This is a genomic window from Thalassotalea agariperforans, from assembly GCF_053470345.1.
The window spans coordinates 130,494-144,562 of the sequence record NZ_JBQMWH010000005.1; the positions used below are offsets into that span (position 1 = coordinate 130,494).

16 protein-coding genes are annotated in these 14,069 nt (G+C 35.6%); 3 read left to right on the plus strand and 13 right to left on the minus strand.

What is annotated here, in order from left to right:
- Positions 1 to 131 precede the first annotated feature (131 nt).
- The 6 genes from ACSLUO_RS09135 to ACSLUO_RS09160 are packed head-to-tail and all read right to left on the minus strand — an operon-like array spanning position 132 to position 5,114.
- Positions 132 to 1,430, minus strand: a complete 1,299-nt coding sequence (locus ACSLUO_RS09135) for a tetratricopeptide repeat protein (RefSeq protein WP_448248144.1) — start codon at positions 1,428 to 1,430, stop codon at positions 132 to 134.
- On the minus strand, positions 1,430 to 2,044 hold the full coding sequence (locus tag ACSLUO_RS09140; RefSeq protein ID WP_448248145.1) for an energy transducer TonB: 615 nt from the start codon (positions 2,042 to 2,044) through the stop codon (positions 1,430 to 1,432). The genes ACSLUO_RS09135 and ACSLUO_RS09140 overlap by 1 nt, the downstream gene beginning before the upstream one ends.
- A 3-nt stretch (positions 2,045 to 2,047) precedes the next feature.
- Complete coding sequence (locus tag ACSLUO_RS09145) at positions 2,048 to 2,449, minus strand: ExbD/TolR family protein (RefSeq protein ID WP_448248146.1); 402 nt, start codon at positions 2,447 to 2,449, stop codon at positions 2,048 to 2,050.
- A 12-nt stretch (positions 2,450 to 2,461) separates the two neighbouring features.
- On the minus strand, positions 2,462 to 2,986 hold the full coding sequence (locus ACSLUO_RS09150) for a MotA/TolQ/ExbB proton channel family protein (RefSeq protein ID WP_448248148.1): 525 nt from the start codon (positions 2,984 to 2,986) through the stop codon (positions 2,462 to 2,464).
- Positions 2,986 to 4,335, minus strand: a complete 1,350-nt coding sequence (locus tag ACSLUO_RS09155; RefSeq protein ID WP_448248149.1) for a MotA/TolQ/ExbB proton channel family protein — start codon at positions 4,333 to 4,335, stop codon at positions 2,986 to 2,988. Before ACSLUO_RS09155 ends, ACSLUO_RS09150 begins: the two co-directional genes overlap by 1 nt.
- Entirely contained in the window at positions 4,335 to 5,114 is a 780-nt protein-coding gene (locus tag ACSLUO_RS09160; protein ID WP_448248151.1) for a DUF3450 domain-containing protein, read from the minus strand. The genes ACSLUO_RS09155 and ACSLUO_RS09160 overlap by 1 nt, the downstream gene beginning before the upstream one ends.
- A gap of 522 nt (positions 5,115 to 5,636) precedes the next feature.
- Here ACSLUO_RS09160 and priC point away from each other — a divergent pair.
- Entirely contained in the window at positions 5,637 to 6,242 is a 606-nt protein-coding gene (gene priC, locus ACSLUO_RS09165; RefSeq protein ID WP_448248152.1) for a primosomal replication protein PriC, read from the plus strand.
- Positions 6,243 to 6,444: 202 nt separating this feature from the next.
- The gene (locus ACSLUO_RS09170) at positions 6,445 to 6,708 is read left to right on the plus strand and encodes a late competence development ComFB family protein (RefSeq protein WP_448248154.1); all 264 of its coding nucleotides are present in this window, start codon (positions 6,445 to 6,447) and stop codon (positions 6,706 to 6,708) included.
- Positions 6,709 to 6,711: 3 nt separating this feature from the next.
- Here the strand turns inward: ACSLUO_RS09170 and ACSLUO_RS09175 are convergent, their stop codons facing one another.
- The 5 genes from ACSLUO_RS09175 to ACSLUO_RS09195 all read right to left on the minus strand — a co-directional run bounded on the left by ACSLUO_RS09175 (position 6,712) and on the right by ACSLUO_RS09195 (position 11,930).
- The gene (locus tag ACSLUO_RS09175) at positions 6,712 to 7,389 is read right to left on the minus strand and encodes a flagellar brake domain-containing protein (protein ID WP_448248155.1); all 678 of its coding nucleotides are present in this window, start codon (positions 7,387 to 7,389) and stop codon (positions 6,712 to 6,714) included.
- 195 nt (positions 7,390 to 7,584) lie between these two features.
- Positions 7,585 to 9,138, minus strand: coding sequence for a glycogen synthase (locus ACSLUO_RS09180; protein ID WP_448248157.1), 1,554 nt, complete (start codon positions 9,136 to 9,138; stop codon positions 7,585 to 7,587).
- Positions 9,139 to 9,145: 7 nt separating this feature from the next.
- Positions 9,146 to 10,435: a glucose-1-phosphate adenylyltransferase gene (gene glgC / locus ACSLUO_RS09185; protein WP_448248159.1), complete on the minus strand. Its 1,290-nt coding sequence runs from the start codon at positions 10,433 to 10,435 to the stop codon at positions 9,146 to 9,148.
- Positions 10,436 to 10,552: 117 nt separating this feature from the next.
- Positions 10,553 to 10,849, minus strand: a complete 297-nt coding sequence (locus tag ACSLUO_RS09190) for an isoamylase early set domain-containing protein (RefSeq protein WP_448248160.1) — start codon at positions 10,847 to 10,849, stop codon at positions 10,553 to 10,555.
- Between the two features lie 400 nt (positions 10,850 to 11,249).
- The gene (locus ACSLUO_RS09195) at positions 11,250 to 11,930 is read right to left on the minus strand and encodes a hypothetical protein (RefSeq protein ID WP_448248162.1); all 681 of its coding nucleotides are present in this window, start codon (positions 11,928 to 11,930) and stop codon (positions 11,250 to 11,252) included.
- Positions 11,931 to 12,373: 443 nt separating this feature from the next.
- On the opposite strand from ACSLUO_RS09195, the gene ACSLUO_RS09200 reads away from it, so the two are divergent.
- Positions 12,374 to 13,060: a YehS family protein gene (locus ACSLUO_RS09200; protein WP_448248164.1), complete on the plus strand. Its 687-nt coding sequence runs from the start codon at positions 12,374 to 12,376 to the stop codon at positions 13,058 to 13,060.
- Positions 13,061 to 13,159: 99 nt separating this feature from the next.
- On the opposite strand, the gene ACSLUO_RS09205 is transcribed toward ACSLUO_RS09200, so the two are convergent.
- Positions 13,160 to 13,474: a DUF6172 family protein gene (locus ACSLUO_RS09205; RefSeq protein WP_448248166.1), complete on the minus strand. Its 315-nt coding sequence runs from the start codon at positions 13,472 to 13,474 to the stop codon at positions 13,160 to 13,162.
- A gap of 153 nt (positions 13,475 to 13,627) precedes the next feature.
- On the minus strand, positions 13,628 to 13,972 hold the full coding sequence (locus ACSLUO_RS09210) for a YajD family HNH nuclease (protein ID WP_448248168.1): 345 nt from the start codon (positions 13,970 to 13,972) through the stop codon (positions 13,628 to 13,630).
- Between the last annotated feature and the right edge of the window lie 97 nt (positions 13,973 to 14,069).

Genomic DNA, 14,069 nt, shown 5'->3' on the forward strand with positions numbered 1-14,069 from the left:
TTAGCGATTAGCTAACTTGCACCTAGGATAACAAGTTATTTTATAGTCCCTGTTTGTCCTTATTTTCAGCTAAATTTTAAGCATAAAAAAACCAGCAATAAGCTGGTTTTTTAACAATAGATAAAATCAAGTTAGATAGCTTTACCTTTGCGTTGGGCAGTATCTTTTATGAAACCTTCCCAGCTTTTAGCTGTTTTACGCGTTTGAGGGTATTCCATCGCTTTCTTGATAGCTGCATAAGCTTGTTTGAACTCACCTAAATAAAAGTGTGACTCAGCAATACTCATATGAAGTCTTCCTGGGCTTTTAACACCTAAATCTAAAGCTTTAGTTAAGGCAGCAATACCTGGCTTAAATTGCTCATCTTGAACTAATAAAACACCTTGCTTTTGATAATGCTTAGCGTCGTTAGTTAATTTTGCAACTTCACCAAAAACCTTAGCGGCATCAGCAATATGCATAGCGGCATGCCAAGCATTTGCTAATGTTTCAAGGTTTTTATCATCACGTGTTATTAAACCTTCGTTCATGTGTTTTTCAAGTAATACAGCTGCCTTGTATGGCATTTGATTAGATGAATATAACTGAACAAGTGTTTTAACTTCTGACTCTTTTACAAGATGACCTTGAATATAAGCAAGTTCTAAAGTCGCTAATGATTTAGCATAATCTTCTACTAACAAGTAAAACATACCTAACTGAGTCCACCACTGTTTTTCGCCAGGGAAAACCTGAACAACAGTTTCAAGCACATCAATTGCTTCTTTGTATTTTTTACGTTCGTAGTAAGACGTTACTTTAAGAATATAAGGGTTTTGACTAGGCTTTTTCATCGCCTTAATCGCATTATCAGCAGGCTCAATCATTTTATCGAGTTGTTTTAACTCGTAATAAGCTTGTGATATTTTAACCCAAGTATTACCGTCATTTTTACAGGTGAAATCCATCCACTTGTAATAGTTGGCAACAGCTTCTTTATATTGCTTTTCTTGCATTTGCAAATCAGCTAATAACTTTAATGATTCGCCATGATCAGCTTCAGTAAGTACGTTAGGGGCAATAGCCTCTTTTAAGTACTTCATCGACTCATCCCAAGCATCACCTTTTTGGGCGTACATTACCGCTAAGTAACGTGCTCGGGTAGCTTTATCAAAGATCTCATCATCGTCAACATCAATATCTAATAAGATTTGAATAGCGCCATTGATATCATCAGCTGTATAAGCGTCAAATGCCGCTTGTACTTTTTTACCTACTGACGGGCCCATTAATTGAGTTTTACGTTTTTTACCATCAATTAAAGAACCTGGACATAGCGGCGCAGGTGCTGGAGCTGCATTTGCCGCTTCAGCTGCATGCACAACTGATAACGACGAACTGCTCATAATTACAACAGCGGCAACCATAGAGGTTGATAATTTTTTAAACATTATTGACCTCCGTCCATTTTAAAGTCTAATTGTACTGTTAAACCTGTTTGTCTTAATGGCTTACCATCAACAACTTTTGGTTTGTATTTCCACTTACGAAGCGCACGTTTGGCTTCTTTATCAAAAATACGTTTAGGTTCAGCTTCAATAACTTCAACATCTTCAACACCACCGATTTCATTGATACTAAATGAAAGTTTAACCCAACCTTCTTTACCATCACGAGCCGCTGATATTGGATATTTAGGTTCAATACGCACGATAGGCGTAGCATCACCATCTCGACCAAATGCGCCTGGAGCCGAAATACCTGTATTTGCACCTGAAAGTTGTACACCAGGTAAATTAAATGTTAATCCACCTTGCACATTACTTACCTCTGGCTCAGGAGCTTGAGGCTTAGGCGGAGCTTTAGGCGGCGGAGGCGGCGGCGGCGGTACACGTCGACGCTGCTCTGCTGCTGATTTTGGCGGCGTTGTATTTACTTCAACAATAATATTTTCTAATTCTTCATCTGGTCTAGCGTCACCGCTAGAAACTAGATAAGCCATAAAAGAAAATAAAGCAAAAGTTACTGCCGCCCCTAGTAAAATAGATACTAAAAAGCGAACCATATTTTAACCCTTAGCTGCTGCGATAGAAATACGATCAATGCCTGCTTCTTTAATAGCATCCATTACCTTAACAACAACACCATGTTTAGCGTCTTTGTCAGCTTGAATAATTACAACGTCAGTAGGCTGCTCTGCAAGTAGCTTTTCGATGTTCGCTGCAACACGTTCAATGTCAACTCTACGCTTATCTAACCAAATTTCACCAGTATCTTTAACTGCAACAAAGATGTTTGCTGATTTTTGTTTAGACTGATTAGCTGCATTAGGTTTATTAACTTCAATACCTGCTTCTTTAACAAAAGAAGTAGTTACGATAAAGAAAATCAACATGATGAATACGATGTCAAGCATCGGAGTCATATCAATTGCTGCTTCTTCTTCTTCACGAATACGTTTACGTGCCATTACAATATCTCTCTAGTGATGAGGTAAACTGTCAACCAGTTTAGCCTTTGCTAGTTTAACTTTTGCGTCTAGTCTCGAGCTGAAAAATACGCCTGATAACGCTGCAACCATACCTGCCATAGTAGGAATTGTTGCCATCGATATACCAGAAGCCATTAGACGCGGATTACCAGTACCTTGTTGCGCCATCACTTCGAAAACGCCAATCATACCCGTAACCGTACCAAGTAAACCAATCAGTGGACACATAGCCACTATGGTTCTAATAGTAAGCATATTCTGCTCAAGTTTTTCTGTCGCTTCGGAGATCCATGTATCTCTTATACGGTGTGCATACCAAGATGTAGTATCTTCTCTAGCATCCCATTCACCAATAATGCTATCACGCATTTTTGGATAAACTGACGCTAGGAACCAATATCTTTCAATCATTAATATCCACATCAATAAGAGCGCGAAGGCAACAAAATATAAAACATCGCCACCTGTCGCAACAAAACTCCTGACAGATTCAATAAGCTCTATCAGGAATAACATTATTTAGATTCCTTCTCTGCAATTGCAGCAATTAAACCAGCGCTTTGCTCGTCTAATTTATGAAGCACAGATTTACTCTTACCAGCAACAATACTGTGTACTAAGATTAGAGGTAATGCCGCGATTAAACCTAACGCTGTTGTAACTAACGCTAGAGAGATGTTACCCGCCATAATTTTCGGGTCACCTGTACCGAACAATGTAATTGTTTGGAACGTTAAAATCATACCGATTACTGTACCTAATAGACCCATTAACGGGGCAATAGCAGCAAACATTTTGATTAAAGTAATACCACGATCAACTTTTGGTGTTTCACGTAAAATAGCTTCATCAAGTTTAAGTTCTAATGTTTCAGCATCAGCAGTCTTGTTGTCTTGATAAACTTTTAATAAACGACCAAGTGGGTTGTTAGTGTTAGGGTTAGAAAGATCTTTCGCTTGAGCTTTCATTTTAGCGCTTAATGCACCAAGAACAACAAAACGTTCTAAGGCGATTAAGAAACCTAAGATAAGTAATACAGTGATTGCGTAACCAACTGTGCCACCTTGATGGTAGAATTCTTCAAGAGTCTTCTTACGTGTTTCTAATGCTAAGATAGCACCACGTGAAGGATCTAAGTATACCGGAGCATAACCAGATGATGTGTTGAAGAAAGCTGGCGCTGTTTCAGCGATGTAACCTGCTGGTTGCTTAGCTAAAGGTTGAATTTGCTCAACTTCATCATTGTAGTTTAAGTAACCACTGTCAGATACTAAGTTAAAAGTACCAATACGTGTGATTGTTTCTGTTGACTTAGAACCATCTAATTTAGTTACTTCAGCAGAGAACTGAGAAACTTTACCTGATTCTGTCATTTCGTTTTGTAATGCAAACCATAACTCTTCTAAAGCAGGTAAGTCTGGTAATTCTTTCGAATTAGCAATACGCTCTACAGCTTCACCACGACCTGGGAACTGAGCACTTACGATAGAAGTAGAAATTGCACCATAGGCATCAGCAGCTGCAGCTCGAGTAACACCGAACATTTCACCTAATGTACCTTTTGCGTTGTCTAACTCAGTTTCTTTCTGCGCTAACGTAATTTCGTTGGCAGCATATTCTTTAGTTAAACGTGTATTTCTGTCTTGTTGAGCTTTTAACTCTTTTTCTGCTTTGTTTAATAAAGCTTGTTTATCAGCACGAGCAGATAAGAACTCAGCTTCACGTTTTTTATCTAACTTAGCTTCTGAGATACGATTTTCTTTAACTTGCTTAAGTAAATCATCTAACTGATTAGCATTTGAAACGGCTGAAAAACCTGCTGACATTGAAGCAGCAAGTAAAACAAAATTAAGTACTTTTTTCATTATTTTGCTCCTGCTGCGAATACTGGTAATTTAGTTAAATCCATTGGTAATTGCTTACGCGCCATACGGATTGTATCTGTAATAGACTTCAAGTATTCGTCACCTAAAGCATCCCAGTTGCGAGTTTCGTTATTCCAAACCCATGCATTTTTGAAGTCTAAAGACTGAGCAACTAATGCAATACGGCCCATATGAACGAAGTCAACAGTAAGCTTACGATCACCTAAATCAAGTTCACCTTGGTACGAATCGAAAATTGTGCCGTAACCTGCTTCAATTTCATATGCTTCAAGTACTAAACGGAATTGCTCAGAAGTTGTTACATTTGAATTGGTCATTACTTCACGTAAACCTTCGATACGCTCTAAACGCGCTTCAAGGTTAACTGGAACATCAAGCTTCACAAAGGTTTCTAATGTATCGATCATTTTATACATTAAAGGAACAACACCTTGCTTCACTTTATCAATACCAGCAATTTGACGTTCTAAAGAAGCGATATTAGCTTTTTGGTCATCAACCATGCGTTGAACATGATCGTTATAGCCTTTAAGTACATCAGCTTCATCAACGACATTACGATATTGCGCAAGTAAATCTTGCGTTTGCTCATAAATAGAGTTGATTTTGTTTTGAGATTTAACAGATGCTTTGAAAGTAGTAGCTTCTGCAGCTTGTAGATCTTTAAGAGCATCAGCAGCAGCAATGTTACTAACTGATAATGCAAATACGCCCGCTATCGTCGTTGCGATAAGGCTTTTTTTACTTAATTTGGACATAGTTCCCAACCAATTGTCTTTAATTTAATAACAAAAAATTTTGTTAACGCAGTATTCGACTCTGCTATAGTTTTTATTGTGCAAGAATAAAACTAGCCAATATTCCCAAACGACAGTCAAACTGTCAACTGAGGATATTAAAAAGATAGCCTAATTTGTCGTTAAATAAACAAATTAAACATATTTACTATCTAAACTTACCACCCTTAATTCGATAACTAAATAAATTAATCAATTTAAGTGAGATAAATTTTTCAAGAAAACATTTGTAACAATCTTCCATTCACAGAAAATTTACCGTGTGTTGTTTTACTAATTGATTCGTAGTAAGTCAATTATTTTCAGCTAAATAAGTTAAAACTCGGTGTGTTAGCTCAAAAAACAACCGCATGCAGAACTAAATGGCGTTGTAAACACAAAAATTCACTTTAAATAAATTGCGCTGAAAATAATAAACTCGCCATTTACCACCAAAATAAGGTAAATTTACCTTCTAGCTACTTCTTATTTTTGAAAACACTTATGTCTTTCGCTGCAATTAATAAACTCACTGATTTACTTAACTCACTAAAAAAAACAGCTAACGATATAGATAATTTAAACGAGTCAAATAAAGCGCACCGGATGATAGAAAATAATTCAATATTTTCGATCAACTTATTTCGAACCCAAAGTGATAAATTTTTTCCTTATTTAATTGAAGTAGAAAAAAATATTAATGAGCTAGATTATCTTCTCAAGAAAAAGAAAAATGATTTTTCGCATGCCCTGCTCTTAACAATAGAACAACAACTTAATGCTTTATACAATGCGATATCTTCCAACACTGTGATCCATAACGCAGCAGAAATTCAACAAAGCCAGTTAAAAAAAATAAAATATCGCAATATGGCTAAAAAACTCATGTTATCTAGTCATGAGCTTTATAAAAAACTCTCTGAATACCAAGAGTTTGAAAGAAGGTTGTTGGATATGTTGCACGAAAAAAATAGCCTCGCCACAGGAAAAAATCAAGCTAAATACACTGAAGAAGCGCTCGTTATTCATCAACGTTTAGGCCGTTGCCGACAAGCAATATCAAAAGTTGAACGCGAAATAGAGCTTAGTGAAAAATCGCAATTAAGTTAATCCTACTAAAGTTATAAATATTAGCTATTATCAATAAGATACTATTGCTAATTGACACCTACACAGCGACAAGTTAGCTTATATCAAATTGATTAAATTCATCACCATTTAGTTTTGGTTAAGTTAGCGTTATATTTACGCTAAAGGTGAAACAACTTAATCAAGTTGGTCTTACTTAAACGTAATAAAAGAGAGTAAATTGATGAGAATTTCAGACGATATCCATAACTATTATGAAAAATTAGTCGTACAACATTTTTCGTTAATGAAATTAGATGAAAAACATGACAGTGATTATATAGCCGATTTAACTTGCGTGGTATTAAACCAACTACCGTCACGATATATCCGACATGAAGTTGATATGGCCTTTTACCTTCCGGCTTCTGAACGCTTTGAAATGGAAAATAATGTTAAAATTGCCATTAGCAAAGCCTTAGACTTTATGAAGTCACAAGGCCGATAAATATTATAAATTAGGCTCGATCTGCAAGTGTTCTAATAAAGTTAGCACTTGCGATTCGGCATCAATAAATTGAATACCAACACTAACCCTGCCATTTTGATTTCTACTATTACAGACTTTTGCAGGTATTCTTTCTTCCCCAGTGACTGGGTTATGAATACTGACAATAACCTCACAGGTGTTTACTCTCACTTTATCGTTATCAACTTTAAATGAAAAACCACAACCTTTAGCATTTATATCACTAATAATCCCCTTAATTTTTGACTCCGTCGTATTACCGTCTTTAGCTAATAAGCTAATAGAAGCAGGTATATGAGTTACTTGCCGACGCTGTCTTCTTAGTTCTCTGTTTTCAAGGGTTTCAGGGTAAGCAATAAAAATAAGTTTTTCAGGAAACTGAACAATATGTTTGATAGTTGAACGAAAGGCATAACATTTTCCAGCACTGCCCTCTAAGAGATAACGTACGATAATAACATTACCTTCAACCAATACATCTTTGTAATCACTCGAACGCACGACTTTAGGGTACTTTAAGATAAGGTATTTCCCTAGTTCATAACCTACTAGCATCGCTTTTTGGCGAATAGTAACCGGATGATTAATTTGAATATCTAATATTTTTCCTGGAAGTAATTCAAAGTACTCATCTGATGTTGATACATGTTCTGCCAGCATAATACCTTTACCTTAATTAACTCTTTGTTCTATTTTATAAAAATGACACTATCTCCAACAAAACACCATAATATATTCATTAAAATCAATCAATAACAATTAGTCTTAAAAATTAAATTTATTGGGAAATATGAGCACCCAAAGCTATAAAAATATCACCTTGGGTTTCATACAAATACTTAAAAGTAGTTGGCATTAATACAACAATGTTAAATAGTCCTGAATACTATTTTCCCACGTAAAGCGTTGTTGTTTGGCACTATCACAAAGTGCTTGCCATGCTTTTTGATCTTTTGCGAACAAAGATAACGCCTGGGTCAGTTCAATTTTTAACGATGATATTTGCTCGGTTTTATTCACACCTGAGAAACAAAATCCCGTTTTACCATGCTGTACTGTATCTTTTAAGCCGCCGATTTCATGCACTAGACAAGGTTGTCCTGCTCGCATTGCTAACATTTGGCTAATACCACAAGGTTCAAACGAACTTGGCATTAAAAATAAATCGCCTTGAACATAAATAGCTTGCGATAAGGCATCGTTATAACCATTTAAGAAAACAAAATGATCATATTCGGCCATTAGCGCGGTCATTTTTTGCTCTAGCACTGGGTCGCCTGAGCCTAAAATAATAAGCCGCCCTTTGCACTCTTTAATAATATCTAATACTGAGGCAAGTGCCAGTTGCTGCTGGTCATGTTCCATTAACAAAGCAACTTTTTGTAACGTTAAACGGCCAACACTCGTCACTAAAGGACCGGTTGAATTTTTCTCAGTTTGCCATCGTGTTAAACGTTCAAAAGCAATTAAATGCGCCGAAGTTACTTGCGCATGTTTTGCCATCCACTGCATCAACACATCTTTCATTTGTGAAATGAATTTCGGCATACTTTGTTTTTTGGGTAGTTTAATGTCGTATTGACAACCATTTAAAATACCAAATAACTTTTTCTCACCGGCAATTCGCTGTAAATCACACTCTAATCCTTCACCACCGATAAAACCTAGCGCTTCATTTGACGGTTTCACAACTTCCGTTGCATAAGTTGGCGAGACCACATGCACGGCATCCGAAAGATTAATACCGGCTCTAGCAGGATTAATACAATTACTATATTGCGGATCTACAATTAAGCTTTGCTCAACGTTTAAGTTAGGAAACCAAGCTTGAAATGAAGATGGGTCATCCGCAAAAGGTCTTGTGCCTTGTAACGCTAAATTATGCACAGTATAAACACAGCGCATTTTTTGTAAGATCTTAAATTCAGGGTTTAAAGCTCGGTGTAAAGCAATAAACGCGCTATGCCAATCATGCAAATGAATAACATCGTAATAACTATGCCAATGCTGCTTTAATAACTCACATACAGCTGTTGAAAACAACGCGAATTTAGTGGCATCACTAGCAAAAGGTCGATCAGCTCCATCGTCACAATAAATATTGCCAATGCCGGCATTAGCAAATAATTCATGCTCAAGGACAAACTGACTGACGCCGGAGGTGCCATCAAGATGTAGTTTAAACAGCTGAATTTTTTCTTTTTGTCCTGCAAATATTACATCAAAATCAAATAAATGCTCAGCATAGTGAAAGGTTGATTGATATAAATAACCTGGGGTTATTACTGAAACTTGTTGGTTGGATAAAGCTAAATATTTAGGGATGTCACGAATGACATCCCCTATTCCGCCTACTTTTCCTTTAGGTAGTGCGTCGTTTTCAGCAGCTACCATTAAAATGTTCGACAAAGTAAAACTACTCCTTTGTAACGCTATCTTTTTGCTTTTCTAAGTATGCGGTGATCATATCACGAGTGACCAAAACAACGCCTTTTTTCGTTACTCTGAAACCATTTGCTGCATCAGCTTCGTGATCAAAACCAATTTCTAAACCTTCAGGTATTGTACAATTTCTGTCAATGATCACTTTTTTCAGTTTAGCTTTTGCCCCAATAATAGCGCCAGGTAAAACCACACACTGTTCAACGGTACAATAAGAATGAACCCGCACTTTTGAGAATAGTAGCGACTTTCTGACAATTGAACCTGAAACAATTGCACCACCTGAAACGGTAGAGTCAATGGCACAGCCACGTCGTCCTTCGGAATCATGAACAAATTTAGCCGGAGCTGTTTGCTCTTGGTAGGTCCAAATAGGCCATTTTTCGTCGTACATGTTTAATTGTGGCTCTGGTTCAACAAGCTCCATATTGGCTTCCCAGAATGAATCTAAGGTACCAACATCACGCCAATAAGGTTGTCTGTCAGAGTCTGGATCTCTAAATGGAAAAGCGAAAACATTATGAGATTCGATAATAGAAGGAATAATATCATGACCAAAGTCACCACTTGAGCCTTCTTCTTCAGCATCTTTTTTCAATTCTTGAAATAAAAATTCGGTATTAAAAACATAATTCCCCATCGATGCCAAAGTAATACCCGGCTTACCTGGAACTTCAGATGGATGTGCTGGCTTTTCATCAAAACGGCGAATTTGATTGGTTTCATCAACCGTCATTACACCAAACGCACCAGCGGCTTCTTCAACAGGTACCTCAATACAACACACGGTCATATCAGCACCGGTTTCAACATGTTTTGCTAACAGTTCACCGTAGTCCATACGGTAAACATGGTCACCAGATAAAATCATCACGTATTTAGGTAATTCATGACGAATAATATCAATATTTTGAAAAACAGCATCGGCTGTTCCTGCATACCAACCATCACCACTACGTTGTGACGCCGGTAAAATTTCCACTGACTCACCAAGCTCTTTTTTAAAGTGGCCCCATGCTCGATGAACATGGCGAATTAATGAATGTGATTTATATTGGGTTGCAATACCAACACGGCGAATACCCGAGTTGATGCAGTTTGAAAGGGGAAAATCAATAATTCTAAACTTACCACCAAAAAAAGTAGCAGGTTTAGCACGCCAATCCGTTAACTCATGTAATCTCGAACCTCTGCCTCCAGCTAATATAAGTGCGTATGTATCTTGGGTAAGTGAACTAATAAAACGATTTTGGTATTGAGGCATGTCCTCTCCTTGAGTGCATTTGTTTTTATTATCAATTAATAATGCAGACTAAATAGAAAAAAGTCTATCGACTTAGCAAGCTAATATTAAATACCAAGCCGATAGTTGAAGATAAATTTATACGTGTGTACTAACAACACTGTTTTCTGTGCCAAAAGCATTAGGTAAGTACTTATCTGCCTGTGCATCATTTTCCCATTCACTTTCATCAAGTAAGTAACGAAAATGAAAATCACTATCTTTAGGTAAACGAACTTTTGTACGAAAGACTTTTAGTTTTTTACTATAAGTCATTTCCATCGGTTGCCAATCATTAAATTCGGCAACTAACGAAACAGAACTGACATTATCACGGCTAAACTCAAATGTAACTTCGGCTTCGCCTTTCGTTTTATAAAACTTCTTAGTTAACATAATTTGCTCCTTGTGTAATAAACAATAACAGAATTAAATACTATGATTGCGGATTCACATTGTGCAAATTTCACACACAGATGCACACATATAATGCAAACCTAACAATTTTATAGTTATAAAACCCCGCATTTATTAATTTTGCATAAACTATTCCAGAATGAGTTTATTTTCATAAAGTGACAGTTTTTTTACCACTCTTAAAATATTAGCTAAATAATTAAAATTTGCTACGTAAAATCAATAATTAAGAGGAGAATAATAATAAAAAGCTGATTTGAATTAAGAAATAGCAAACTATTTTGTTAACGGAGCAAGTTATTAGCGAGATATAAATGGTAAATAGAAGTAAAAATGGGAGTAGAAATGGGTTTAAAAAATAGTGAGTAGATTAACTTAATTAAAAAATATAATTAACTTTGACTGATACTTGCTTTTGTAACCAAACGTCATTTTCAACGTTCAGCTGACAAATATCATTAACGCAGTAATTATTTGTTTGGCCATCAAAATAAGTACCATAAAATTTTGAATCAATGTTTACTGAAAAACGTTTATTAACTGAGTATTGAGAATGAATACCAACACTAAAAGATAACGCCATATCATCTTGGTATAAGCCACTTTCACTATCAAAATAAGTAAAACCAGCGCCACTGTAAAACCATGTAGTTTGGTCAGCAGTTAGTGGCGTATTTTGACCAAAATGTAAGTAGTGCAGTGCCACTTGATTTTGATCTTCTGTTTGGAAAAGCTCAGGCTTAAAGGGTGACTTATGATGAGTAAAAATTAAGTTATGATAATATGTTGTCGTATCTGTATAAGTACTGCGCTGAAATGGCGCTTGTTTGAAAAAAGTAAATTCTTCATTTTTATTAAATAGTGGTACTGATATTTCAGATTGGTAACCCAACATTGCTAAATTAAAGTATGAATTAATTGATGAAAAATGAATAATATCATTTGATGTTGGGGTTTCAGCGGGCAGGTTTGCTAACGTATTACCTAAAGTAGACGCTGTATTAACAGCCTGAGCATGAGAAGAAATCAATACAAATATGCAGATAACTAAACTACGCATAACAACTCGCCGATTCAAAAGGTGACCTGATTATTGAACAAAAAAAATGCGATGTCTAACAGTTTATGGTCAAATTTATTTACACTTTTTGTTAAACAACTATTATCTCAATGATTCCTATAGCTTAATTTTTTTCATTTTTTGATCTTAATATTTTTCAAATCAAATAAAACATTAGCTTTATTAACATTTAAATAACAAACCTATCAGTAAGAAACCAGATACTATTTAAAATTACAAACCGAAAATGTAACAAATAGTGATATTCGATTTTATTGCTCTATCATCTTTATAATTTATTTAGCGCTTATTCAGCAATAAAAAGCATCCATTTTTATATTCGCTGTTACAGTTTCTAAAATAAACGTATAATGCCCTGCTCAAATACATGGCAACTGAATGTATTAATCCAAGTAACTCTCAAACTATGATAGGAAAAATCAGTGACTAATAACGATATTTTAAGGCGTTTACGTTTTAGCTTTGAATTCAATGATAAAAAAATGCTCGCGTTGTTTGCTCTTGCTGATTTAACAGTTACTTTTGAACAATTAAAAAGCTGGTTAAAAAAAGACGACGATGCCGACTTTGTGATGCTAACCGATGTGCAGTTTGCCACTTTTTTAAATGGTTTAATTTATCAAAATAGAGGTAAACAAGACGGTTCTACTCGGCCACCTGAAAAACGTTTAAGCAATAATATTATTTTAAACAAGCTTAAAATCGCATTAAATTTAAAAGCCGAAGACATTATTGCAATGCTTGCTGAAGCTGGTTTTAATTTATCAAAACCTGAATTAAGCGCTATGTTTAGAAAGCCGGATCACAAACACTATCGTGAATGTAAAGATCAATTATTACGCAATTTTTTATCTGCAATTCAAATTAAATACCGTAAAAGTCCAATCAAGAAGACACCGGTTAATAACACTGAGTACAAAGCTAAATTTGAGAATAGAAAACCCGAAAATAATAAGTTCGACAAAGCAGAAAACAGCTCAACAGGAAAAACTGCCCGCCCACAGGCAAGTAAACCATATATAAATCCAAAGGCGACTAAAGCTGAAGACAAAACACCAAAACGAAAAGTTTTAAAAATTTCGCCTGACGAAATATGGAAGAATAGTTAACCCGATCTCTAAATAAAAATTAGCTATCAGCATACATCAAAAAAGGGCTTTAAGCCCTTTTTTGATGTTTACTTCGCTAAGTATTAATAGACGCTGAGATTAATCGTCTAAATCAAATTCAGGCTCAGTACCACTAAATTGACGAACTTGTGCTTTGGCAATAATTTCGACATAAAAACGTAAAGCACCGCTTTCAACACTCGCGTCAATCGCTTTATTGATAGCTGATAAATGGATCACTTCTGCAACTTCTTCGGTATCACCAAATTTACAATCAAAATCCCAATAATCGGTATCAAGCGGTAATTTTTTATTACGCTCACGCTTAACATATTTTTTTATATCATGCTTTATCGCATCAACCATACGCGCTGGTTTAATTTTAGGGTGCGTTAACTCAAACGTTTTTTTCATTATTTTCCTTTGGAAAAAGCCACTTTAAAGCAAGTGACGTCTCTATCTTTATAATTAACCTGAACTCGGGATAATTAGCATTTTACGTTATTTAAATAAGAGTAGCGACAATAAAAATTATTTCCAGCTGTTAATAATCGGCCTAAAAACGTCTTAGTTTTTCAACAGCGATTTTAAATCCGCAAACGGATTATATGTTGCGGTATCTTGATTAGTATCACCCGCTTTAATTTCTGTTTGATACTGAGCATGGTCGGTATACTTTGCATGTTCATTATCATGACAATAAATACATAATAATTCCCAATTGCTACCGTCATTTGGGTTGTTGGTATGATCGTGATCAATATGATGAACGGTTAATTCTTTAATATTAGAATAAACAAATTCACGAGCACAACGGCCACAAACCCAAGGATAAAGCTTTAAAGCGCGATCACGGTAACCCTGCTCTTTTTGTTTATAGTTTGCGCTTGTACCAAAGCGATCTGATGACATTATATTTACCTATCTAAAACAACTTAAAAATGAATATTAAATAAGTACAAGGTGGTTTGTACACAAGAAAAACCTTTTTACTTATATTTATTAACCT

Bases quoted from the DNA above. Each gene is read 5' to 3' on its own strand.
- ACSLUO_RS09135 (WP_448248144.1), bottom strand. From the start codon at position 1,430: ATGTTTAAAAAATTATCAACCTCTATGGTTGCCGCTGTTGTAATTATG.
- ACSLUO_RS09140 (WP_448248145.1), bottom strand. From the start codon at position 2,044: ATGGTTCGCTTTTTAGTATCTATTTTACTAGGGGCGGCAGTAACTTTT.
- ACSLUO_RS09145 (WP_448248146.1), bottom strand. From the start codon at position 2,449: ATGGCACGTAAACGTATTCGTGAAGAAGAAGAAGCAGCAATTGATATG.
- ACSLUO_RS09150 (WP_448248148.1), bottom strand. From the start codon at position 2,986: ATGTTATTCCTGATAGAGCTTATTGAATCTGTCAGGAGTTTTGTTGCG.
- ACSLUO_RS09155 (WP_448248149.1), bottom strand. From the start codon at position 4,335: ATGAAAAAAGTACTTAATTTTGTTTTACTTGCTGCTTCAATGTCAGCA.
- ACSLUO_RS09160 (WP_448248151.1), bottom strand. From the start codon at position 5,114: ATGTCCAAATTAAGTAAAAAAAGCCTTATCGCAACGACGATAGCGGGC.
- priC (WP_448248152.1), top strand. From the start codon at position 5,637: ATGTCTTTCGCTGCAATTAATAAACTCACTGATTTACTTAACTCACTA.
- ACSLUO_RS09170 (WP_448248154.1), top strand. From the start codon at position 6,445: ATGAGAATTTCAGACGATATCCATAACTATTATGAAAAATTAGTCGTA.
- ACSLUO_RS09175 (WP_448248155.1), bottom strand. From the start codon at position 7,389: ATGCTGGCAGAACATGTATCAACATCAGATGAGTACTTTGAATTACTT.
- glgC (WP_448248159.1), bottom strand. From the start codon at position 10,435: ATGCCTCAATACCAAAATCGTTTTATTAGTTCACTTACCCAAGATACA.
- ACSLUO_RS09190 (WP_448248160.1), bottom strand. From the start codon at position 10,849: ATGTTAACTAAGAAGTTTTATAAAACGAAAGGCGAAGCCGAAGTTACA.
- ACSLUO_RS09195 (WP_448248162.1), bottom strand. From the start codon at position 11,930: ATGCGTAGTTTAGTTATCTGCATATTTGTATTGATTTCTTCTCATGCT.
- ACSLUO_RS09205 (WP_448248166.1), bottom strand. From the start codon at position 13,474: ATGAAAAAAACGTTTGAGTTAACGCACCCTAAAATTAAACCAGCGCGT.
- ACSLUO_RS09210 (WP_448248168.1), bottom strand. From the start codon at position 13,972: ATGTCATCAGATCGCTTTGGTACAAGCGCAAACTATAAACAAAAAGAG.